The organism is Simplicispira suum (assembly GCF_003008595.1).
GTDB lineage: Bacteria > Pseudomonadota > Gammaproteobacteria > Burkholderiales > Burkholderiaceae_C > Simplicispira > Simplicispira suum.
Map to the genome: position 1 here is coordinate 2,478,108 of NZ_CP027669.1, position 23,136 is coordinate 2,501,243.

Below are 23,136 nucleotides of genomic sequence, written 5' to 3' on the forward strand. Positions count from 1 at the left end.
CAAGGTTTCGCTGCTGCTGCGGCTCCAAGTGTTTCTGGGAATACCTAGACTTGGGTGCCCCAGGAATACGGAAAGGTCATTTCGTTGTCTGTGCTGCTGAGCAACCAGGGATCGATCGCAAACGCCACGATGCGGTCTGCCCCGTAGCTGCGCGCAACATCCATTTGCGCACTGATGCGCTCGCCCGAGGCCGGCTTGGCGCGGAAGGCATCGTTGCTATTGGGCAGGGACGGCAGCTGCTCAAACAGCTCGACGATAAGGTCAAAAGGAACCTTGCGTTCGCGCAGCAGCCCCCGCAAAGGTTCCAGGCCGGCGTAGTTGCCAAGGCCAGCCACGCCCACGCCATCCTGCAGCATGGGGCGCAGCTGTGCGGCATCGAGAATGTCGCTCCACAGACCCGCCAATGTGCCAGTCGTCGCAAGGCGACTGTAGAAGGTGGAGAGGGCCAAGGGCTGCGCGGTGCGCCTGGCAGAGGCATCGGCCAGCGCGCTTAACCAGGGAATCAACAAATCCCTTCGCTCGGTGGTGGCCCAGTTGTATTGGTCCAGCTCGTAGGGGAGATACCAGCCGCGAAAGCCCGCCTGGTCCGGCCAGCGGCTGTTGTTCAGGGTTTCCAGGCAAACGGCCTGCGCACTGCCCAGAAACTCCGACAGGCGCCGCGTTCCCTTGCCACTCAGCGCCTTCCACCAGCCTTCGTCGTAGGGAAGGCCCACCCGAATGCCAATGCCGAGGCTGCGACCCTCTTCGAACAGAAGTTGAATCAGGCCTTCCGGCATGGTCCAGGGGTAGCTGCCGCCATACAGGGCACTCCATTGCAGGATGATTTCGTTGCAGCCCAGATCGCGCGTGAGCTTGAGCCGCCGCCGCCACTCCGCGACGGGGAGCGTTTCATAGCTCTGCCAGGGTTGCAGGAATGTGGCCTGGAACTTTTCTGTGGTGCCGCTGCCGCTGCCGCAGCCCGCAACCAAGGAAGCGACAGAGGCTGCCGCCAGGCTCAGCCACGCGCGTCGGCTGAACTGCGAATCGCTCATGGCTGGGGGTGGGGATGGGGAGAAGGACGACATATCGATAGCTCAAACAGTGCGATGCGTTGAAATATGAGCATAGCTAGATACTGCAGTTTGTGCAGCGGAGCCGGTGCAGCGTCTGCAGGCGCCAACTCTGCTGCGCCTCGTGCTATCTTGCGCCCCTTCATTTCAAACTGCACTATGTCGCTGCCATGCTAGCCAAACGCATCATTCCCTGCCTCGACGTGACCGGCGGCCGCGTGGTCAAAGGGATCAATTTTGTTGAACTGCGTGACGCGGGCGATCCGGTGGAAATTGCCCAGCGCTACAACGAGCAAGGGGCGGATGAGCTGACCTTTCTCGACATCACTGCCACCAGCGATGAGCGGGACATGATCCTGCACATCATCGAAGCCGTGGCCAGCCAGGTGTTTATTCCGCTGACCGTGGGCGGCGGCGTGCGCACCGTGGAAGACGTGCGGCGCCTGCTCAACGCCGGCGCCGACAAGACCAGCTTCAACTCCGCCGCCATTGCCAACCCGAACGTCATCAGCGCGGTCTCGGAGCGCTACGGCGCGCAGTGCATTGTCGTGGCCATTGACGCCAAGCGCCGCAGCGCGGAAGAGGAAGCGCAGCGAGATGCCGACGGCGCCCTGCGCGGTCCAGGCTGGGATGTCTACAGCCACGGCGGGCGCAGGAACACCGGGATGGACGCCGTGACCTGGGCGCGCGAGATGGCGCGGCGCGGCGCCGGGGAAATCTTGCTCACCAGCATGGACCGCGACGGTACCAAGTCGGGCTTTGACCTGCCGCTCACGCGCGCGGTGAGCGATGCCGTCGCCGTGCCGGTGATTGCCTCAGGCGGTGTCGGCACGCTGGCGCACTTGTGCGACGGCATCCAGATCGGCGGCGCTGACGCTGTGCTGGCGGCAAGCATCTTTCACTATGGCGAGTTCACCGTGGAGCAGGCCAAACGCGCCATGGCCGAGCGCGGCATTCCGGTGCGCTTGGCTTGAGTTTACGCCAAAAATACCGGTTAAAACAGGCTCTGGCGCTTTATGGGTAAGCGTTAGTAGCTACTAATTTCATAGTAAAAGACACGCTTCAGCCGTGTGCTATTTCTTCTCGCACCGCAGCCACCTGGCGGCGCGAGACCATGACCGGCTCGGCCAGCCCCGCCAGCCGAACCGCCCAGCAATCGCCTTCTTCGGCGTCAAAGTGCTTCTCCAGCGCGCGCATTGCGTGGCGTGCCACCAGCGCATTGCGGTGCACGCGCAGCAACTGCGTGCCGTGGCGCGCTTCGAGTTCGGCCAGGGTGCTGTCGAGAACGTAGCTGCGCGATGCGGTGCGCAAGGTCACGTATTTCAGTTCGGCCTTGCATAGCAGCACTTCGGCCAAGGGCACGCGTTCGGTGCGCCCTCGGTCCTGAATCACGAGCACTTCGCCAGACGTGGTCTGCGCGGAAACCGGTGGTGTGTGGGGTGCCATTTCGCGCAGGCGCTGCACCTTGGCCAGCGCCTGCTGCAGGCGCTCCAGGCGCACCGGTTTGGTCAAATAGTCGGCCGCATCCAGCTCGAACGCGCTGACCGCGTGCTCGGTGTGTGCGGTGACGAAGACGATGGCTGGCACCCAGGCCAGCGCGCGCACCCGGTGCGCGAACGACAGGCCGTCGAGCCCCGGCATGTGGATGTCCAGCAGCAGCAGATCAAAGCCGCGTCCGTCCACCGGTGCCAGCACGGCCAGGGCGTCGGCGCTGCTGGCGGCTTCGCTGACGCGGTGCGGCGGGTTGGCTGGGCATTCGGCAAGCAAGCTCGCCAGGCGGCGGCGCGCCAGCGCCTCGTCGTCAACGATCAGGATATTCATGTCTTGCGTGTGGCTGGGCTGCGATGGCCCGTTTCGGCGGAGTTGGTGGCGCGCTTTGGCGGCAGCGTCAGGCGCACTTCGTACAGGCTGCCACGTACCCCCGCACTGAATTCGGCTTGCACGTCGTGCAGCAGCGCCAGGCGGGCGCGTACGTTGGCCAGCGCAATGCCGTGTCCAGGCCTCGGTGCGCCAATGCGGGCGCTTTCGGCTGGCAGGGTATTGGTGATACGAACCACTACACGGCTGCCGCGCAGCTCCGTACTGACGCGCAGGCGCCCGCCCCAACTGCTGGGCTCGACCCCGTGCTTGACGGCGTTTTCGACCAGCGGCTGCAACAGCAGCGGCGGCAGCAAGGCGGTGCCCGCGCGCGGATCGATCTGCCACTGCACCTGGAGGCGCTCGCCAAAGCGCACCTGCTCGATGCCCAGGTAACGCTGCGCCAGCACCAGTTCCTCGGCCAGCGTGACCGCCTCGCCCTGCTCGACCAGCGCATGGCGAAACAAATCGCTCAGGTCTTCCAGCAGCGATTCGGCCTTGGCCGGTTCGGCCCGCACCAAGGCAATGGCGCTGTTGAGCGTGTTGAACAAAAAATGGGGCCGGATGCGCGATTGCAACTCCGTGAGCCGCGCAGTGGTGGCGGCCGGAGTGCGCCCGCGCGCGCGCAGCGCCAGCGCCACCACCAGCAGGGCGGCCAGCAGCGCACCCGTAGCGGCGCTGGCCCACCAGGGAGGGGATGCGGCCGCACCGACAAAGGCCAGCATGGCGCAGGCCCACAGACCGGCGAGCGCGCCCAGCAGCACGCCGGCGGCGTACTGGCCACGCGTGGGCAGCCGCTGGATGAGGCGCTTGGCGCTGCAGGCGGCAATCAACCAGGCCAGCGTGGCCGGCAGTGCGCCGCCGGTGAGCAAGGCCAGGCGCGCCACCCATTCGACGGGGTTTTGCGTGCCAAACATGGCCCCGACGGCCAGCACGATTTCGACGAACAACACGGCGCGCAGCACGACCCCCAGGTCGCAGGCGTCGAACACCAGCGCACGCGCGCGTCCCTGCGACTTGAGCGCTGGTTCGGACACTCCGGGAAGGGTCGATAAAATTTGCGTCTCGTGCATTGCGGCATCCGGAATGGTCCGGCTGTCATTGGTGCGCGATTATTGCCCTCCCATGCCCACCAGCCAAGACCAGAACGCGCCCACCGGCGCCGCGCCCAACGCCTCCGCCAACCAGCTCGACACCAAGGCCCAGGCCTGGTCGGCGCTGTTTTCCGAACCCATGAGCGATCTGGTCAAGCGCTACACCGCCAGCGTGTCCTTCGACCAGCGTCTGTGGCGCGCCGACATCGAGGGCAGCCTGGCGCACGCGGAAATGCTCGCTGCGCAAAGCATCCTCTCGGACTCTGACCACCAGGAGATCGTGCGCGGCCTACAGCAGATCCACAGCGAGATTGAAACCGGCCGTTTTGACTGGAAGCTCGATCTGGAAGACGTGCACCTCAACATCGAGGCGCGGCTGACGCAGCTCGTCGGCGACGCCGGCAAGCGATTGCACACCGGCCGCAGCCGCAATGACCAGGTCGCCACCGATGTGCGCCTGTGGCTGCGCGGCGAGATTGACCTGATTGCCGTGCTGATGCAAGACCTGCAACGCGCGCTGGTCGAAGTCGCCAGCCGCAACGTCGAAGTCATCCTGCCCGGCTTCACGCACCTGCAGGTGGCACAGCCGGTGAGCTTCGCCCACCACCTGCTGGCCTATGTCGAGATGTTTGCGCGCGATGCCGAGCGCATGGCGGACGTGCGCCGTCGCGTCAACGTGCTGCCGCTGGGCAGCGCAGCGCTGGCCGGCACCACCTACCCGCTGGACCGCGAGCGCGTGGCGCGCACGCTGGGCATGGTCGACGAAGACGGCGCCGCCCGCGTCTGCCAGAACAGCCTGGACGCGGTGAGCGATCGCGACTTCGCGATCGAGTTCTCCGCTGCCGCCAGCCTGGTGATGGTGCACATCAGCCGCCTGTCGGAAGAACTGGTGCTGTGGATGAGCCAGAACTTTGCCTTCATCCGCATTGCCGACCGCTTCACCACCGGCTCGTCCATCATGCCGCAGAAGAAAAACCCCGACGTGCCGGAACTGGCGCGCGGCAAGACCGGGCGCGTGGTCGGGCACCTGATGTCGCTGATCACGCTGATGAAAGGCCAGCCCCTGGCCTACAACAAGGACAACCAGGAAGACAAGGAGCCCTTGTTCGACACCGTGGACACGCTCAAGGACACGCTGCGCATCTTTGCCGAGATGATCGGCGGGCAGGTCGATGCGGCCACGGGCGAGAAGAGTGGCGGCATCACCGTCAACCCTCAGCCCATGGAGGATGCGGCGCGCAAGGGCTATGCCACGGCGACCGATCTGGCCGACTATCTGGTGAAAAAGGGTCTGCCATTTCGCGACGCGCACGAAACCGTGGCGCATGCCGTGAAGGCGGCGCAATCCCATGGCTGCGATTTGTCCGAGCTGCCGCTCTCCGTGCTGCAGGGTTTTCACCCGCAAATCGAAAAGGACGTGTACGACGTGCTGAGCCTGCGCGGCTCGCTGGACGCGCGCAATACCCTGGGCGGAACTGCGCCCGCGCAGGTCAGAATGCAGCTTGCGCGCCACCAGGCGCGCCTGGCCTCAAAAAATTGAATGAAATCGTGCTCTAGCGCTTACTGAATAAGCGCTGGAAGCTATACAAATGATAGTTTTCAGCATGCGTCTTCGCATGCTGCTGTGCAGATTTCTACCCGCCAAAGGAGTTCGCCGATGTCCCCGTCCCGCCGCAGCCTGATCTCGCGCGTTTTGCGCACCACCGCCGCTCTGGGTGCCAGCCTGGCCCTGTGCAGCGCGTTCGCGCAGAGCGCCAAGCCGATACGCATCATGGTGGGCTTTCCGGCCGGTGGCGGCTCGGACGCCATTGCCCGCCTGCTGGCCGCCAAGCTGCGCACGCCGCTCGGCACCGAGGTGCTGGTGGAAAACCGCCCCGGCGCGGGGGGCCAGATTGCAGCGCAGGCGCTCAAGGCGGCGCCCGCAGATGGCAGTGTGTTGTTTCTCTCGCACGATCACACGATTTCGATTCTTCCTTTGGTCGTCAAAAACCCCGGCTACGCGAGCGAAGCCGATTTCGTTCCCGTGGCGGGTATCGCCACCTTCGTGAACGCCTTTGCAGTCTCGGGCGGCACGCCGGCCAACAGCTTTGCTGCGTATGTAGATTGGGTCAAGGCGAAGAACGGCGGCAAGGACGCGGTGGGTATTCCGGCACCTGCCTCCACGCCGGAGTTTCTGGTGAAGGTGATTGCCGACAAATACAAGCTCGATCTGGTGTCCGCCCCGTACCGCGGCAGCGCGCCCATGGTCACCGACATGCTGGGCAACCAGATTCACGCCGGCGTTGGCTCAGTGCAGGACTTTATTGAAAACCACCGCGCCGGCAAGATTCGCGTCGTCGCGGTACTGGGCACTGAACGGCAGGCGGCACTGCCCGATGTACCCACGTTCGACGAAATCGGCCTCAAGGGGTTTGAAGACCTGCCGTACTACGGCATCTACGCGCCCAAGGGCACCCCAGCGGCCGAACTCAAGCGCCTGTCTGGCGGCGTGGCGCAGGTGCTGGCGCTGCCTGATGTGAACGCCCAGCTGACGGCACTGGGGCTCACGGTCGAGTACATGACCGGCGAGCAGCTGGCCAAACGCCAGAGCGCCTACACCAAGGCCTGGACGCGCATCATCCAGACCAGCGGCTTTCAACCTCAGTAGGGCGGTTGGATCGGTAGCGGCGGCAGCGTCGCCCGCTGCCCTGTTTTTTTCGCCAACGCGATAGACCTGAATCAGCGGGGTCTGAAAACCTCAGATGCCCTCGCCTATCTCTGCAAAAGCTGCGGCCTGGCTGCTGTCGGCATATTCCTCCAGCGCTTGGATGGCAAGGGGTCGGCTGAAGAAGTAGCCCTGATAGGCTTGGCAGCCCTGCCGTGCCAGAAAGTCGCGCTGTTCGGCCTGCTCGACCCCTTCGGCAATAACCTCCAGCCCCAGGCTCTCTGACAGGGCCACGATCATGCGGGCGATGGCGGCATCGTTGGCATCCGTCAGCACATGGGAGACAAATCCCTGGTCGATTTTCAGCTGATCCAGGGGCAGGCGCTTGAGGTAGCCCAGCGACGAGTAGCCGGTACCGAAATCATCCAGCGAGAAGCACACGCCCCGGGCCTTGAGGGCACTCATCTTGGCGATCACTTCCTCGATATTGGTGATAAGCAGGCTTTCCGTCAGCTCAAGTTTCAGCCGCCGGGGGTTGGCGCTGGTCTCCTGCAGCACCGCGAGCACCTGCTCGACAAAATCGGCATGGTGGAACTGCCGGGCACTTACATTCACGGCCATGGTCAGGTGCTGGCGGTCGGGACGCTGTGCCCATGCAGCCAGTTGTCTGCAAGCGGTTTCCAGCACCCAGCGGCCCAGGGGCAAAATCAGGCCGGTGTCCTCTGCCAGCGCAATGAATTCAAGCGGTGAGACGACGGAGCGCTGCGGATGCTGCCAGCGCACCAGCGCCTCCACGCCCACCATGGCGCCCGCCTGATTCACCTGGGGCTGGTAGTGCAGGATGAATTCCTGCTGCTGCAGCGCGATGCGCAATTCCTTTTCCAGCGCCACGCGTTCGGCCAGCACCGACTGCATCTGCGGGTCGAAGAAGCACAAGGCATTGCGCCCGGACGCCTTGGCGCGGTACATCGCCAGGTCGGCCTGCTTGAGCAGTTCTTCCACAGAACCCAGGGGCTCGCCAAACAGCGTCACCCCAATGCTGGGCGTGTTGTGGTGCACGCTGTCCTGCAGCACATAGGGCTCGTTAAGGGCGAGCAGGATGGCAGTGCCCACCGCTTCGGCCTGCTTGACGGTCTGCAGGGTGTCCTGGCTCAGGCCCTCGAGCATGACGACAAATTCATCGCCTCCGAGCCGGGCCACGGTATCTCCTTCGCGCACGCAGCCGATCAGGCGCTGGGCCACCTGCTGTAGCAGCAGGTCTCCAACGTAGTGGCCGCGCGTGTCGTTGAGGCCCTTGAAATCATCGAGGTCGATGAAAAACAGCGCCCCCCCGCGCTGGTTGCGCATGCTGACGATCAGGGCATGCTCCAGGCGGTCCAGCAGCAAGCGCCGGTTGGGCAGGCCCGTCAGCGGGTCCGAAAACGCAAGCAACTGGATGCGCTCTTCGTTCTGCTTCTGGCGTGTGATGTCCGAGAACGTGGCGACGTAGTGTGTCGGCTGGCCCGGCGGCGCGTCCACCGTCGTGATGGACAGCCATTGGGGGTAGATTTCACCCGCTTTGCGCCGGTTCCATACCTCGCCTTGCCAGCGGCCGTAGCGTGTGATGGCTTCCCACATGTCGGTGTAGAACTTGCGATCATGGCGCCCCGATTGAAGCATGCGGGGGTTCTGGCCAATCGCTTCTTCGCGGTCGTAGCCGGTGATGGTGCAGAAGGCCCGGTTGACGGCAATGATGGTGCCATCGCGTTCGGTAATGGTCACTCCCTCGGCGATGTTGTCGAAGACCGTGGCCGCCTGGCGCAAGTCATTTTCCATGCGCGTGCGTTCGGTGATGTCGAGCATGACACCGACCAGCCCGCCCACGCTGCCGTCAGGGAGGGTGAACGTGGCTTTGTGGAAGATGACCTGGCGCAGCTGCCCATCGGCATGGCGGACCTCGCTTTCGTAGATTTGTTTTCCGCGCTGCGCCAGAAGCTCACGGTCCGCGCTCAGGTACCTGTCGGCCAGCGGCTGGGTGGCAATGCCAAGGGGTGTTTTTCCAATGAAGTCTGCCGCAGGTTTTCCGATGAAGGACTCGAAGGCGCTGTTGCAACCCAGATAGCGAAGTTGAGCGTCCTTGTAAAACAGCGGGCTGGGAATGGCCTCGATCAGCTGGTGCATGAAGCTCAGCTGCCGCGACAACTCCTCGGTGCGCGCCTGAACGCGCTCTTCCATTGCCACGTTGGCTTGCTGCAGTGCGTTGCTGCGCTCCTCAAGCAGCTGCTGGTCGTGCCGCCGTTCCGTCACGTCCTGTACGGTTTCGATCGCGCCTGTCAGCTGGCCCTGCGCATCGTGCAGCGGGGCGGCCGTAATGTGCAGCCAGCGCCCGTTCTCTCCCACGTCGGGCAGAAACAGCTCGGCCTCCAGCGCGCCTGCGATCAGGCTCGAGTGGCGGAAGCCGGGGCAATGGGCAGCAAGCACATCGTCCTCAGCCTGGTCCACCAGCAGGCTGGCTAGGGTAGGCCGGGGGCTTTCGTACCAGCCGCGCCAGGCCTCGTCGTGGCCCAGCATGGTGGCGGCGTCCATACCCGTCAGGGCGGTGCAGGCACGGTTCCAGTGGGTGATGCGGTGCCGAGCGTCGATGACAAAGGTGGCCAGCGGGCTGCCATCGACAATCTGCGCGAGCTGGCGTTCCCGCTCGCGAATCGCCAGTTCCGCACGCCGAAGTTCGGTGATGTTGCTGCCGATACCGTGGTAGCCCACGAAGTGCCTTTGGTCGTCAAACCGGGGGCCACCGCTGACCGAAAAATATTGGGTACTGCCGTCTTCCGCATCGATTTCGTATTCAAAGTGGCGGAACGATTCGCGCCGCTCGTGAAAGGCAAGATGCTCTGCCAACTGCTCGGCTGAAATTCCTTGAATCGGCAAGTCCCAGCGCCGCTTGCCCAGGAAGTAGCTGGGATCGCGGCGCAATTTTTCCGTCGAGTTTCCGAAAAAACGGGTAAAACGAAATTCCGTGTCCTGTTCCCAGAACCAGTCGGACGATAGATTGGAAAAATCCGTCAGTGTGCGGGTGCGCAGTTTGACCTGGCGCTCCGCGCTTTCGTAGGCCGCGCGCAATGCGGTGTCGGCCCGGTGTCGTTCGGTGACATCGGTGTAAGTGGAAACCAGGCTGCCATCGGGCAGCGGCCTGTCGACAACGGCCAGGACGGTGCCCTGGGGATTCACATGCTCGAAGGCGCTGGGTTGGCCCGCGCGCACCCGTGCCACCCTGCGGAACACCAGGGACTGCAGTTCTGCCGGGGAATGGCCCGTGCTTTCTGCGTAGCGCTGCAATATCTCTTCCAGCGGCTGGCCAAAGTGAACCGCAGTTTCGGGAACGCCGATCAGTTCCAAAAACCGCCGGTTCCACACGACCAGTTGCAAACGACTGTCGAACAGCGTGATGCCCTGGTCAATGTGGTTGACGGCGTCATGCAGGCGGCTGAGACTGAATGCCATGGCCTGGCTGGCATGGCCCAGCAAGTCGGTCAGCCGGGTATTTGGGGTACTGCGGCCCAGCGCTTGTCCGGTGGTGGGAGGTGCGGGCGCAGAGGATGCAGCGGCTTCCCTTCGCACCTGCAGCAGCGATGTCACGCAAAAGCGCACGACCCGCGCCAGAGGTCGCACCACCTGCAGCGGCCCGGCAATAGCGAAGCAGGCCACTCGCTGACCACCCAGGTCGATACCCATATTGATGCCCTCGCGCACGGTCGCCGAGCGGGCGGCTTCCTCCGGTGTGACGCTGTATTCTTCCAGCGCCCCTTGCATGATGCGCAGCGCCACCTCGTGCGTGTGGCCGATACGCTCGCGCTCGCTCGACGCCACGATTCGCCCGGCGTCACCCATGAAGCTGCAGACCAAACCCAACTCCGCGTGAAGTACATCACACAGGTCCTGACCAAAAGGTATGTCGAACGGCGTGGGCATGGCGTATTGTGCTGGCAGGATGGCACGACGCCGGGGTACTTGCAAGGGGTTGCAAGCGCAGCCGCGTGCCTTCGTGAGCATGGCACCATCGGTGTTTGCCAGCGCGTAAGCGCGGCTATTTTTGCTCGCTTTGTCGTTGCGCTGAGGAGACCAGGGTGAATATCAGAATCGCAGTGTGGGGCCTTGCGCTGTTGGCCGCGAGCGCGCAGGCTTTGCAAACCAGCCGCTTCTCGCCGCAGGGCGAAGTGGCCAGCGTGCGCCAGGTGGTGGCGCGCTTTGATGCTCCGGCGGTGCAGTTTGGCGACCCGAAGGCCCCCGCTCCCTTTGCCATCACCTGCAGCGATGCGGCGGCCAGCCAGGGGTCGGGGCGGTGGATCAGCGAGCGCGAATGGGTGTTTGATTTTGCCCAGCACCTGCCGCCCGGCGTGCGCTGCACTGCACAAGCCAATTCAGAGCTTAAATCGCCCTCTGGCGCAGAGTGGAAGGGCGCTAAAAGCTATGAATTCAATAGCGGCGGTCCCCTGGTGGAGTTGGTGCGCCCACGCACCTGGCAGGAGTTGGACGAAGAGCAGTATTTCGTCCTGCAGTTCAGCGGCCCGGCCACGCTGGCAAGTGTGAAAGCCAGTGTCTGGTGCAGCATGGAAGGCGTGGGTGAGCGCATTCCGGTGCGCCTGATCGAAGGCGCGCAGCGCGAAGAATTGCTCAAGGCACTGCGCCTGGACAAAGAAGCTGCCAAAGCGCCGCTTGCCGTTGCTACGCTGGCCTGCAACCGGCGCCTGACGGCTGGCAGCAAGCTGCAATTGGTGGTGGGCAAGGGCCTCTCCACGCCCAGTGGCGTGGTCACCAAGGTAGAAAAGCGTTTTGGCTACACGGTGCGTGAGGCGTTCACTGCCGAGCTGCGCTGCGAGCGCGAGAACGCGCAGGCCGCCTGCCTGCCGATTCGCCCAATGACGGTGGCGTTCAGCGCGCCGGTGCCCTACAAGCTGGCTTCGGCGCTGCGCTTGCGCGGGCCGCACGAGACGCAAAAACCGGTGTTCGATGGGGACGACCAAGCCACGCCGCCCAAGGGCGACACCTTGGTTGGCAGTGTGCGCTTTGCGCCGCCGTTCGCTGAAGCCACGGCGTACTCGCTCGAGTTGCCCAAAGACTTTGCCGACGCTGCCGGCCGCACGCTCGCCAACGCCAGCATGTTTCCGCTGGCAGTTGCTACGGGGGCCATGCCGCCACTGGCCAAGTTCGCCGCCGCACCGTTTGGCATTGTCGAGCGCTTTGCCGAGGGGCCCAATGGCCCGGCGCTGCTGCCCATCACCCTGCGCAAGGTCGAACCGGCGCTGAGGGTGCAAGCCCTGGGCCCGGCGCCCGGCGCCGCAGGCGCGCAGATGGCTACGCTCACGCCTCAGACGGATGCCGACATCATTGCCTGGTACCGCCGCGTACAGTATTACGACCGCAGCGAGGTCACGCGCAAGCAGGCCCGGCGCGATGCGCGGGGTGCGCTGCCGCCGGTGCTCAAGGATGGCGACAAGAACTACCTGCAAACGCGCATGGTGTCCTTGCTGGCCGGCTTGCCCGGCGCCCGCAGCATCGCCTTGCCGCAGGCCGATGCCGCCGACCCGCGCCCGTTCGAAGTGGTGGGGGTGCCGCTGTCGCCAGGTTTTCATGTGCTGGAAGTCGCTTCGCCGGTGCTGGGCGCCTCGCTGCTGGCGCCGGAATACGGTGCCAAGCGCACCATGTACGTGCGCACCAGCGCGCTGGTGACGAATCTGGCGGTGCACTTCAAACTGGGCCGCGAAAACGCGCTGGCCTGGGTGACTTCGCTCGACAAGGGCAAGGTCGTCGAAGGCGCCAAGGTGCAAGTCTCGGGATGTGACGGCCGCCTGCTGGCGGAGGGCGTCACCGACGCCCAGGGCCGCGCGCCCATCACCGGTCTGCCCACCAGCGCTCCGATCTGTGATGATCGCCAGGACGACTACAGCACCGCCGAAGGGTACTTCGTCAGCGTGCGCCACACCGATGGCGACGGCGTGGCCGATATGGCGTTCACCTGGAGCGAATGGCAGCGCGGCATCGAGCCCTGGCGTTTCAATGTGCCCACCAGCAGCGACGCCGAGCGCGACCAGCGGGCCCACACCGTGTTTGACCGTACGCTGCTGCGCGCCGGAGAAACGGTGTCAATGAAGCATTTCCTGCGCGCCGAGACGGCAGCGGGTTTTGCGCTCTCTGAATCCGAACCCACCGAGCTGTTGGTCACGCATGTGGGCAGTGGTCAGCAGTTCATCCAGCCGCTGGTCTGGCGCAGTACCGCAACCGGCGGCCGCAGCGCGCAGAGTGAATTTGCTGTGCCGCCAGCCGCCAAGCTGGGCGTGTACAGCGTGGAATTGCGTGGCAAAGGCGGGCAGGGACAAAGCCTGGCGTCGGGTCAGTTCCGTGTTGAAGCCTTTCGCCTGCCGGTGCTGGAGGGTCGCGTCGGTCCACAGCAGAAGGGCGCCCTGGTCAATCTGCGCAAGCTGCCCGTGGATGTGCAGGTGAACTATGTCTCTGGAGGCCCTGCTGCGCGCTTGCCAGTGCGTGTCTCGGCGCTGGTGCGCGGCAAAAGTCTGTCGTTTGCCGACTATGACGAATTTACCTTCAGCCCACCACGCCAGCGCGATGCGCAGAATGCGCAACAAGGCATGGCCGAGGACGAAGACGAATCCGGCGCTCCCTCTACCTCCGCCAGCGACAGCCGCATCATTGCGGACAAGCTCCCGTTGACGCTGGACGCCAAGGGCGGTGGGCATTTGACGCTCGATCCGGTGCCGCGCGCCGCAAGTGCACAAGAATTGGTCATCGAGGCCACCTACGCAGACCCGAGCGGCGAGGTGCAGACGCTGCGCAGCAGCAGAACGCTCTGGCCAGCCGGCGTCGTGGCCGGCATCAAGACCGAGGGCTGGGTGTCGTCCGGGAGCAAGGCGCGCTTCCAGGTGTTGGCGCTCTCGCCCGATGGCAAACCGCTGGCAGCGGTGCCGCTGCAGGTGCAAGCTGTAGCGCGCACCACCACCAGCAGCCGCAAGCGCATCGTCGGCGGCTTCTACAGCTACGACAACCACACCGAAACGCACGACCTGGGCACACTGTGCACCGGCAAGAGCGATGCGCGCGGCCTGCTTCTGTGCGAGGCGCGGCTCGACGAGGTTGGGGAAATCGAGCTGGTCGCCACAGCGCGCGACAAGGACGGCAACACCTTTGACGCGGCCTCGTCCGTCTGGGTCAGCCGGGCCGGCGAACAATGGTTTGGCGGCCAGAACCACGACCGCGTCGACGTGCTGCCCGAGCGACGCAGCTACCAGCCGGGCGAGACCGCACGCCTGCAGGTGCGCATGCCGTTCCGTGAAGCCACGGCCCTGGTGGCGGTGGAACGCGAGGGCATCATCGAGACGCAAGTGATGAAGCTCTCGGGCAAGGACCCCAGCGTTTCGCTCAAGGTGCAGCCCCACTGGGGGCCGAATGTGTACATCAGCGTGCTGGCGCTGCGCGGGCGCCTGCACGAGGTGCCCTGGTACAGCTTCTTCACCTGGGGCTACAAGGCGCCGCGCGAGTGGTGGGGCGCCTTCTGGTACGACGGCAAGCAGTACCAGCTGCCGACCGCCCTGGTGGACCTGAGCAAGCCGGCGTTCCGCTTTGGCATGGCGGAGATCAAGGTGGGTGCAGCGGCGCACCGCATTGATGTGAAGGTGGCGGCCGACAAAGCCAGCTACTCGGTGCGCGGCAAGGCGCAAGTCACCATTACGGCCCTGCTCCCCGATGGCAAACCTGCGGCGAACGCCGAAGTGGCGCTGGCCGCAGTGGATGAAGCGCTGCTCGAACTCATGCCCAACACCAGCTGGAACCTGCTTGGCGCCATGCTGCAGCGCCGCGCCTGGGGCGTGCAGACGGCCACAGCCCAAATGGAAATCATTGGCCGGCGCCACTACGGCAAGAAAGCCGCCGCGCCTGGCGGTGGTGGCGGCCGTGCGCCGACCCGCGAGCTGCTCGACACCTTGCTGCTCTGGCAACCCGTGGTCAAGCTGGACGACAAGGGCCAGGCCCAGGTCACGGTGCCGCTGAACGACGCGCTGACGAGCTTTCGCATCGTCGCGGTGGCCGATGCGGAGGTAGGCCTGTTTGGCACGGGCTCGACGACCATCCGCAGCACGCAGGACCTGCAAATCATCAGCGGCCTGCCGCCACTGGTGCGGGAGGGGGATCAGTTCCGCGCGCAAATCACGCTGCGCAACACCACGGCCAAGGCCATGAAGGTGGGAGTTGCTCCGCGCGCCACTTTGCTGGAAATCAAATCGCAAACGGTGGATATACCGGCTGGCGAGGCGCGCGAGCTGGCCTGGAGCGTGACAGCGCCCGAGCAGCTGGGCCAGACCCGCGCCCAATCCCTGCTGTGGGAAATCGAGGCGCACGACACCCTGGGCGGCGCGCGCGACGCGCTCAAGGCGCAGCAGCGCATCGTGCCCGCCGTGCCAGTCTCGGTGCAGCAGGGCACGTTGGTGCAGCTGGACGGCAGCTACGAGCTGCCCGTCGCGCCGCCGCCCACCGCGTTGCCGGGGCGCGGCGGCATCAGTCTGGCGGTGCAGCCCAAGCTGGCCGAGGGGCTGCCCGGCGTTCGCGACTGGTGGGCGCGCTACCCCTACAGCTGCCTGGAGCAGCTGGCCAGCAAGGCCATTGGCATGGACGATGCGGCGGCCTGGCGCGCGCTGATGGCGCGCGTGCCGACCTACCTCGATGAAGATGGCCTGGCGAACTACTTCCCGCCGCGCGCCGGCGAAACGCGCCGGGGCAGCGACACACTCACTGCCTTCCTGATCTCCGCCGCCGACGAAGCCGCCAAGCTCGACCCCAGCATGGGCCTGCCGGACGCCGTGCGCGCACCCATGGAGCATGCGCTGGTAGCCTTTGTCGAAGGGAAAATTGCGCGCAAGTTCTGGAGCCCGCGCGAGGATTTGCCGATGCGCAAGCTCGCCGCCATTGAGGCGCTGTCGCGCAGTGGCAAGGCGCAGGCGCGCATGCTCTCAAGCATCACGATCGCCCCCAACCAGTGGCCCACGCACGCGGTTATCGACTGGCTGCGCATTTTGCGCCGCGTGCCGGGCATCGCCAACCAGGCCGCGCGCCTGCAGGAAGCCGAGCAGATTCTGCACAGCCGCCTGAATTACCAGGGCACGCGCGTGGCGTTCAGCACCGAGCAGCAAGACAGCTGGTGGTGGCTGATGCAGGGCAGCGACGTGAACGCCGCCCGTTTGCTGTTGACGGTTATGGATGATCCAGCCTGGCAGAGTGAGCTGCCGCGCCTCGTCACCGGCTTCATCGCGCGCCAGCAAGGCGGTGCCTGGCACACCACGACGGCCAATTTGTGGGGCGCGCTGGCGCTGCGCAGTTTTTCTGCCAAGTTCGAGCGCACGCCCGTTGCTGGCAGCACGCAGGCCAGCCTGGGCAGCGAGACTGCCAAGGTGGACTGGACCAAGGTCACGCGGCGCAAATCCACCGACGCTGCAGGAGCGCCGCACCAAGCCAGCGCCTTTGGCGCGCCATCGGCGCCCGGCATGCTCAGCGGCAACACGATGTTCCTGCCTTGGCCGAAAGCTGGAGGCCAAACCCTGGCCGTCACGCACCAGGGGACGGGCAAGCCCTGGCTGACGGTGCAGTCGCTCGCCGCTGTGCCGCGCACCGCACCGCTGGACGCGGGCTACCGCGTGCGCCGCACGGTGGAGGCAGTGGAGCAGGCCGACAAGAGCTTGCCTGCTGGCCAGTATTCGCGCGGCGACGTGCTGCGCGTCACGCTGGAAGTGGACGCCAGCGCCAACATGACCTGGGTGGCGATCACCGACCCGATTCCCGGCGGCGCCACCATTCTGGGCAGCGGCCTGGGGCGCGATTCCGAAATTGCGACCCAGGGCGAAAAGCGCTCAGGCAATGGCTGGATGGCGTTTGAGGAGCGCAGCTTTGAATCCTTCCGCAGCTACTACGAATACCTGCCCGAGGGCAAGGTGAAGCTGCAGTACACGATTCGCTTGAACAACGCGGGCAGCTTCGCGTTGCCGCCGACCCGTGTCGAAGCGCTGTACGCGCCGGAGATGTTTGGCGAATCGCCCAATGCGCCGGTGAAAGTGGTGCAAGGGAAGGTGGAGAATGCTTCTGAAAAGTGAGCTGTTAACCGTTATGGAATAAGCGCTGGCGGGCTATTTCTATCAGATTTTTGAGGCGCCCGAGAGGCAGTGCATTCGATGACAGCGCGCACACTGTCATCCAATCGCCCGCGCAGCTTGGCTGCCGTGGCTCGGCGCCGCCTTGGCGCCAACTTTTCAGGAGGCCGCATGTCCGCTCCCCACACCGACGAATCGCTTCCCGACGATAGTGGCATGGCCTTGCCCCCTGCTGCGGCCACCGGCCCTCTGTCGGCGGCCGAGCCGACCCCGCGCATGACGCTGGCCGCGCCGGTGGTACTGCCGGCGCTCGCCGTACTTGGCGCGCTGCTGGTGTTTTGCACCCTGCAACCTGAGCGTGCCGTCAGCCTTTTCTCGGGTGCCCAGAGCTGGGTGGTGGGGCATTTCGACTGGTTCTACACCGTGGTGGTCACGGTGTTCCTGGTGTTTCTGGTGCTGATCGCTTCCAGCCGCTACGGCGACATCAAGCTCGGGCCCGACAATTCCGCGCCTGAGTTCAATTTCGTCTCGTGGACGGCCATGCTGTTCGCAGCCGGCATGGGCATCGGCCTGATGTATTTCGGCGTGGCCGAGCCGCTGCAGCACTTCCTCAAGCCCCCGACCACCATCGCCGGCACGCCAGCCGCCGCGCGCGAGGCGCTGGAGGTGACGTTCTTCCACTGGGGTTTTCATGCCTGGGCGATCTACGGCACCATGGGCTTGGTGCTGGCGTATTTCGGCTTTCGCTACAACCTGCCGCTGACGCTGCGCTCGGGCCTGTACCCGCTGCTCAAGGAGCGCATCAACGGGCCGATTGGCCACACGGTCGATGCGTTTGCGCTGGTGGGCACCATTGCCGGCATCGCCACCACACTGGGCTACGGTGCGCTGCAGCTTTCCGCAGGTTTGGGGCGGGTGGGCGGCTGGGACACCAGCACCGATGTGTTTCGCGTCGGCATCATCGTCGTGGTGGTCGCTCTGGCCGGCATTTCCGCCGTCAGCGGTCTGGACAAGGGCGTGCGGCGCCTGAGCGAGCTCAATCTCTCGCTCTCGTTCCTGCTGCTGGGCTTTGTCATCATCGCCGGGCCGACGGTGTTCCTGTTCCAGGCGCTGAGCGAGAACATCGGCCACTATGTCTCGCAGCTGGTGTCGCTCTCGCTGCGCACCTTTGCCTACGAAGGCACGCAGGAGGCCGGCTGGTTCGGTGGCTGGACGATCCTGTACTGGGCCTGGTGGATTTCCTGGTCACCGTTCGTCGGCATGTTCATTGCACGCATTTCGCGCGGGCGCAGCATTCGGCAGTTCATCGTCGGCGTATTGCTGGTGCCCACCGCCTTCAACCTGCTGTGGATGACCACCTTTGGCAACAGCGCCATCTGGCTCGACACCCACGCCGCGCAAGGTGTGCTCGGCGCCACGGTGGGCAATGTCGATGCGCTGCTGTTCAACTTCCTCGAGCTGCTGCCCTGGTCCACGGCCGTGTCCTGGCTGGCGATTGTGCTGATTGCGGTGTTCTTCGTGACCTCGGCCGACTCGGGGGCGTTTGTGGTGGACACCATCGCCTCGCGCGGCCACCCGCGCTCACCGGTCTGGCAGCGCCTGTTCTGGGCGGCGGTGCTGGGCGTGACGGCGGCCATCTTGATGCTCGCCGGCGGCCTCAAGGCGCTGCAGGCCATGACGCTGGTGGCGGCCTTGCCGGTAGCGCTCATCATGCTGGTGCTGTGCTGGGGCCTGTGGCGCGGCTTGCAGGCCGACCGGGCGCATTCCACGCGCGACCTGGCGCCCGCCACCAGCTTCTGGAGTGGGGCGCACTGGCGCCACCGGTTGGAGCAGATGGTGCGCGATTCCACCGAGGCCGAGGTACGTGCCTACCTGGCGGAGACCGTGGTGCCGGCCATGCGCGACGTGGCCGCCGAGTTGGGCCAACGCGGCGTCGTGGCTGAGCTGCAGGGTGACCCGCAGCAGGACGAAACGCTGCGCTTTGCCATCCCCGATGCGCGGTTGCGCGATTTCGTCTATGGGGTGCGCGTGACGCGCCGGGCCGCCGCCACCTTTGCGGTGCGCGACGCCGCGCCCGAGGGCTCGCTGCCCTATGTGTTCGAACCCATCACCTTCTTTGCCGATGGCCGCGAAGGCTACGACATCCAGTACCTGCGGCGTGAGGAAGTCATCGTGGACATCCTGCGCCAGTACGAGCGCTACCGCATCACCAGCGCCGACCAGCGCAGCGGACTGCTGCACCGATCGCCCAGCCACAAGGGGCCGTATTGAACCTGGCGTGCGTCACACAGTTGGCACTGGCTGCGGTGCATCCGTCAGCCCGTACTGCCGCACCAGTGCCGCACGCTTGCGCGGATCGAGATTGATCCGGCTCGCGTCGCGCCCCACGGCGGCAAGCAGACGCGGGTCCATCACGCGGCGCCACAGCGGCGGAAAGTAGGCGAGGGTGAACATCCCAAAGTAACCGGTGGGTAGTTGCGGTGCTTCATCGAAATGGCGCAGCGACTGGTAGCGTCGAAACGGGTGGGCATGGTGGTCCGAGTGGCGCTGCAGATGAAACAGTGCCCAGTTGGAAAACACGTGGTTGCTGTTCCACGAGTGGCGCGGCAGGCAGGGTTCGTAGCGTCCGGAAGGGCGGCGCTGGCGCAGCAGGCCGTAGTGCTCGACATAGTTGGCCGAGGTGAGCTGGAAGTTGGCCCAGAACGACGCTGCCAGCACAAACACCAGGATGCCCGGCCCCAGCCAGAGCGCCAGGCCACCCCAGAGCGCCAGCGTGACCAATGCGGTTTGCAGAATCTCGTTGTGTGCCGACCAGGCGGAGCGGCGGTTGACCGCCAGCCGGGCGCTCTCGATGGCCCAGGCGCGGCGCAGCGCGCCCGGCATCTCCCGCAGCAAGAACCCATAAATCGACTCGCCCATGCGCGAGGATGCCGGGTCCGCTGGCGTCGCCACGTGGCGGTGGTGCCCCTGGTTGTGCTCTATGGAGAAATGTCCATACCCCGTGGGTGCCAAAACCAGGCGGGCCAGCGTGCGCTCCAGCGCAGGAAGCTTGTGGCCCAGTTCGTGCCCCAGGTTGATGCAAAAACCGCCCACAGACCCCGCCGTGAGCACCATTGCCACCATGCCCCACCAAGGCAGGTCGTGGCGCGCCACAAACCAGGCGCTGAAGATGAATGCCGCCCACAGCACGGGTACCAAAAGGTAGCACACCAGGCGGTAATAGCGGTCGGCTTCCAATGCCGGCACCGCCGATTCCGGCGGGTTGCTGCGGTCTTCTCCCAGCAGCCAGTCGATGAGTGGCGCCACCAGATAGAAGAACCCCACCGGCAGCCACAGCAGCCGCGCATCGCCGGTGCGCAGCATCAGCAGCGGGCCGATCAACACCACCGTAGGGACGGCCACCGACAGCAGCCAGGCCCAGCGCTTGTGGTCGCGGTAAGCTTCGGCCGGGGCGTCAGAGCGGCTGCCAGGGTTAAGCGATTCGGACATAAGGGCGCTCCTGTCTGAGGACTCGATTGTCGGTCAACCCCCGCTGGACCGTGTGCGACACCGCGTTTTCGGCGACCTCGCGGAGGGTGGTCGGGCCATGCCGCCTGGTTCGCGCCGACAGTCTGGCATGCTGGAGGATCTTCCCAGCTGAGCGCGCTATTTGCGTCCCATTTTCCATGCCTTCGAGTGTTTTCCCCGAATTGCGTTTCTGGCTGTTGATCGCGGTTTCGCTGGTCCTGCCCATTGCAATCTATCTCGCACTGCTGTTTCGCCGCGCAGTGTCTTCTCTCACGGTGCTGGCGCTTGGCATGCTGCTGATCGTGTTGGCCGGGGTGGATGTGTATTTGCTGCAGTCGCTCAGCCATTTGGCAGAGAAAACGGTATCGGTGCTGGACGACGCGGTGTTTCTCTCGGAAGTGGGCCTGGCCTTGTACGTGCTGCCCGTGCTCTTTGGCGGCATTGGTGTCAACCTCGTCTCGCATGTGCTGCTGCGCCATCTGACGCAGGCTGAGCGCCGATTTGACGCCGAGCACCGCGATGATTGAGCGTGGTGCCCTGCGCGCCTGCGTCTGTACGGCGCTGCTGGTGTTCGCAGCGGCCCCGGCTATGGCACTGCCCTCGTACGCGGCCGTGCGCGCCCGATGGCATTCCTCGGAAACCCTGCTGCTGTCGCGCGAAGGCGAGGTGCTCCAGCGCGTGCGCACCGACCCCCGCGTGCGGCGCGGCGAGTGGGTGGCGCTGGCCGACGTGTCGCCCGCGCTGCGCAGCGCCATGCTGCTGTCGGAAGACAAGCGTTTTTACGAGCACAGCGGCGTCGATTGGCAGGCCGCCACGGCCGCCGCCTGGGCCAATCTGTGGAACGAGCGCACGCGTGGCGCCAGCACCATCACCATGCAGCTGGCCGGCCTGATCGACGAGCCCGGCGGCGCCGATTTGCGGCAGCGGCCAGGTGGGCGCAGCGTGGTGCAGAAAATTGGCCAGGTGGCGGCGGCCGAGGTGCTGGATCGGCGCTGGCGCAAGGCGCAGATTCTGGAGGCCTATCTGAATCTGGTGCCGTTTCGGGGCGAGCTGGTGGGCATCGACGCGCTCAGCCGCACGCTCTTCGACAAAGCGCCGCAAGGCCTGGACGAGCGCGAAGCGGCGATTGCCGCAGCGCTGGTGCGCGCGCCCAATGCCAGCAGCGCGCAGGTAGCGCGCCGGGCCTGCGGGGTGCTGCGCGAGATGCAGGCGGCAGGCCACAGTGGCGCTGCGCCAGCGGGCACCGACTGCGATGCGCTGGCACTGCTCGCCAGCGGCGCCCTGGCACGCCGCGCCTTTGCCGCCAGCGAGGGCATCGCCCCGCACTTTGCGCGCCGTGCGCTGGCAGCGCTGCCGACCGGTTCGCCGCCTCCGGCACGTCTGACCACCACGCTGCGCGCGCCGCTACAGCGTTTTGCCGTGCAGACCCTGTCGCAGCAGTTGCGCGAGCTGAGCGGGCGCAATGTGCAGGACGGATCCATTGTGGTGCTCGACAACGCCAGCGGCGAGGTGCTGGCCTGGGTCGGTTCGTCGGGTGAGCTGAGCCAGGCCGGGGAGGTGGATGCGGTGCTGGCGCGCAGGCAGCCCGGCTCCACGCTCAAGCCGTTTTTGTACGCCCAGGCATTGCAAGAGCGGCGCCTGACCGCCGCGTCGCTCATTGACGACTCGCCCGCGCACATCGCCACGGCGGGCGGCTTGTACATCCCGCAGAACTACGATCTGCGCTTCAAGGGCTGGGTGTCGGCGCGCACGGCTCTGGCGTCCTCGCTCAACGTGCCCGCAGTGCGCACGCTGGCCATGGTCTCGCCCGATGCGTTTTTTCAGGAGCTGCAGGCCCTCGGCCTGGAGCTGCGCGAGAGCGGCGGCTTCTACGGCCTGAGCCTGGCGCTGGGCAGCAGCGAAGTCACCCTGCTGCAACTGGCCAACGCCTACCGCGCGCTGGCCAACGCTGGGCGCTTGAGCGCGGTGGCGTCGCCGCTGGCTCGGGCGAAGCCGCAGCCAGTGAAGTGGACACGCGCCGTCGACCCTGGCGCCGCCTTCATTGTCGGCGACATCCTGTCCGACCCGAATGCCCGCGCCCGCACCTTCGGGCTCGACAGTGTGCTGGCCACGCGCTTCTGGAGCGCTGTCAAGACCGGCACCAGCAAGGACATGCGCGACAACTGGGCGCTGGGCTGGTCCGAGCGCTACACCGTCGGCGTCTGGGTGGGCAACGCAGCGGGCGGCGCCATGCACGATGTCAGCGGCAGCAGCGGCGCGGCGCCCATGTGGGCGGCGGTGATGGGCTATCTGCACGCGCACGAGGCCAGCCGCGCGCCGAGCCCGCCCAAGGGCGTGGTCCAGGCGGCGGTGCGCTTTGGCCCCGATGCAGTGGCTGGCAGCCCCTTGGAAGCGGCGCGCAGCGAATGGTTTTTGAAGGGTACAGAGCAGCCGATTTTTGCTATAGAAAGTGAAGCTGCCAGCGCTTACGCATCAAGCGCTAGAAGCCAAAAAGAATCAAAAAATTCGTCTTCTGCCTTGGTCTCGATACTGCGTATTGCCGAGCCCGCCTCGGGTGCCGTGGTGGCGCTGGACCCCGATATTCCGCCGGCCTACCAGCGCCTGCGCTTTGTCGCCGCAGGCGCGGCGCCTGGCGCCCCGCTGCGCTGGCGGCTCGACGGCAAGCTGGTCGGCCGCCGGCCAGTGCACGCCTGGCTGCCCTGGCCGGGGCGTCACCAACTGCAACTGGAGGACGCGGGCGGACGGGTGCTCGACGAAGTGCGCTTTGAGGTGCGCGGGGCCGGCGTGGGGGTGCATGCGCCGGGCGTGCCTTAAGCAGCGCATGGCCCGAGAGACCTGATATTACAATTCGTAATACTTATATT

12 protein-coding genes are annotated in these 23,136 nt (G+C 65.6%); 7 read left to right on the forward strand and 5 right to left on the reverse strand.

Annotated features, from left to right (window positions below; translation table 11 throughout):
• Nucleotides 1-44: 44 nt before the first annotated feature.
• Nucleotides 45-1,031 carry a DUF4434 domain-containing protein gene (locus C6571_RS11500; RefSeq protein WP_106446802.1) on the reverse strand — a complete coding sequence of 329 codons (987 nt, stop codon included), beginning with the start codon at nucleotides 1,029-1,031 and terminating at the stop codon, nucleotides 45-47.
• A 188-nt stretch (nucleotides 1,032-1,219) separates the two neighbouring features.
• Between C6571_RS11500 and hisF the strand changes: the two genes are divergently transcribed.
• Entirely contained in the window at nucleotides 1,220-2,023 is an 804-nt protein-coding gene (hisF, locus tag C6571_RS11505) for an imidazole glycerol phosphate synthase subunit HisF (RefSeq protein WP_106446803.1), read from the forward strand.
• Nucleotides 2,024-2,111: 88 nt separating this feature from the next.
• On the opposite strand, the gene C6571_RS11510 is transcribed toward hisF, so the two are convergent.
• Together C6571_RS11510 and C6571_RS11515 are read right to left on the reverse strand one after the other, a co-directional pair.
• Nucleotides 2,112-2,870, reverse strand: a complete 759-nt coding sequence (locus C6571_RS11510) for a LytR/AlgR family response regulator transcription factor (protein ID WP_106446804.1) — start codon at nucleotides 2,868-2,870, stop codon at nucleotides 2,112-2,114.
• A complete protein-coding gene (locus tag C6571_RS11515) occupies nucleotides 2,867-3,979 on the reverse strand; it encodes a sensor histidine kinase (RefSeq protein ID WP_106446805.1) in 1,113 nt (370 codons plus the stop codon). Before C6571_RS11515 ends, C6571_RS11510 begins: the two co-directional genes overlap by 4 nt.
• Nucleotides 3,980-4,031: 52 nt before the next feature.
• Here C6571_RS11515 and argH point away from each other — a divergent pair, with 52 nt between their 5' ends.
• Nucleotides 4,032-5,540 (forward strand): argininosuccinate lyase, encoded by a 1,509-nt coding sequence (argH, locus tag C6571_RS11520; RefSeq protein ID WP_106448198.1) that lies wholly within the window; start codon nucleotides 4,032-4,034, stop codon nucleotides 5,538-5,540.
• A 117-nt stretch (nucleotides 5,541-5,657) separates the two neighbouring features.
• Complete coding sequence (locus tag C6571_RS11525; protein ID WP_106446806.1) at nucleotides 5,658-6,647, forward strand: Bug family tripartite tricarboxylate transporter substrate binding protein; 990 nt, start codon at nucleotides 5,658-5,660, stop codon at nucleotides 6,645-6,647.
• Nucleotides 6,648-6,737: 90 nt separating this feature from the next.
• On the opposite strand, the gene C6571_RS11530 is transcribed toward C6571_RS11525, so the two are convergent.
• Nucleotides 6,738-10,592, reverse strand: a complete 3,855-nt coding sequence (locus C6571_RS11530) for an EAL domain-containing protein (protein ID WP_170094725.1) — start codon at nucleotides 10,590-10,592, stop codon at nucleotides 6,738-6,740.
• A 161-nt stretch (nucleotides 10,593-10,753) separates the two neighbouring features.
• On the opposite strand from C6571_RS11530, the gene C6571_RS11535 reads away from it, so the two are divergent.
• Together C6571_RS11535 and C6571_RS11540 are read left to right on the forward strand one after the other, a co-directional pair.
• Nucleotides 10,754-16,768, forward strand: coding sequence for an alpha-2-macroglobulin family protein (locus tag C6571_RS11535; RefSeq protein ID WP_106448199.1), 6,015 nt, complete (start codon nucleotides 10,754-10,756; stop codon nucleotides 16,766-16,768).
• Nucleotides 16,769-16,981: 213 nt separating this feature from the next.
• Entirely contained in the window at nucleotides 16,982-19,036 is a 2,055-nt protein-coding gene (locus C6571_RS11540) for a BCCT family transporter (RefSeq protein WP_106448200.1), read from the forward strand.
• Between the two features lie 12 nt (nucleotides 19,037-19,048).
• Here the strand turns inward: C6571_RS11540 and C6571_RS11545 are convergent, their stop codons facing one another.
• The gene (locus tag C6571_RS11545; RefSeq protein ID WP_106446808.1) at nucleotides 19,049-20,254 is read right to left on the reverse strand and encodes an alkane 1-monooxygenase; all 1,206 of its coding nucleotides are present in this window, start codon (nucleotides 20,252-20,254) and stop codon (nucleotides 19,049-19,051) included.
• A gap of 176 nt (nucleotides 20,255-20,430) precedes the next feature.
• Between C6571_RS11545 and C6571_RS11550 the strand changes: the two genes are divergently transcribed.
• Complete coding sequence (locus C6571_RS11550) at nucleotides 20,431-20,799, forward strand: hypothetical protein (protein WP_106446809.1); 369 nt, start codon at nucleotides 20,431-20,433, stop codon at nucleotides 20,797-20,799.
• Nucleotides 20,792-23,086, forward strand: coding sequence for a penicillin-binding protein 1C (gene pbpC, locus C6571_RS11555; protein ID WP_106446810.1), 2,295 nt, complete (start codon nucleotides 20,792-20,794; stop codon nucleotides 23,084-23,086). The genes C6571_RS11550 and pbpC overlap by 8 nt, the downstream gene beginning before the upstream one ends.
• Nucleotides 23,087-23,136: the final 50 nt, after the last annotated feature.

Coding starts and splice junctions, on each gene's coding strand:
- C6571_RS11550 (WP_106446809.1), top strand. CDS start 20,431: ATGCCTTCGAGTGTTTTCCCCGAATTGCGTTTCTGGCTGTTGATCGCG.
- C6571_RS11500 (WP_106446802.1), bottom strand. CDS start 1,031: ATGAGCGATTCGCAGTTCAGCCGACGCGCGTGGCTGAGCCTGGCGGCA.
- argH (WP_106448198.1), top strand. CDS start 4,032: ATGCCCACCAGCCAAGACCAGAACGCGCCCACCGGCGCCGCGCCCAAC.
- C6571_RS11525 (WP_106446806.1), top strand. CDS start 5,658: ATGTCCCCGTCCCGCCGCAGCCTGATCTCGCGCGTTTTGCGCACCACC.
- hisF (WP_106446803.1), top strand. CDS start 1,220: ATGCTAGCCAAACGCATCATTCCCTGCCTCGACGTGACCGGCGGCCGC.
- pbpC (WP_106446810.1), top strand. CDS start 20,792: ATGATTGAGCGTGGTGCCCTGCGCGCCTGCGTCTGTACGGCGCTGCTG.
- C6571_RS11530 (WP_170094725.1), bottom strand. CDS start 10,592: ATGCCCACGCCGTTCGACATACCTTTTGGTCAGGACCTGTGTGATGTA.
- C6571_RS11515 (WP_106446805.1), bottom strand. CDS start 3,979: ATGCACGAGACGCAAATTTTATCGACCCTTCCCGGAGTGTCCGAACCA.
- C6571_RS11545 (WP_106446808.1), bottom strand. CDS start 20,254: ATGTCCGAATCGCTTAACCCTGGCAGCCGCTCTGACGCCCCGGCCGAA.
- C6571_RS11510 (WP_106446804.1), bottom strand. CDS start 2,870: ATGAATATCCTGATCGTTGACGACGAGGCGCTGGCGCGCCGCCGCCTG.
- C6571_RS11540 (WP_106448200.1), top strand. CDS start 16,982: ATGGCCTTGCCCCCTGCTGCGGCCACCGGCCCTCTGTCGGCGGCCGAG.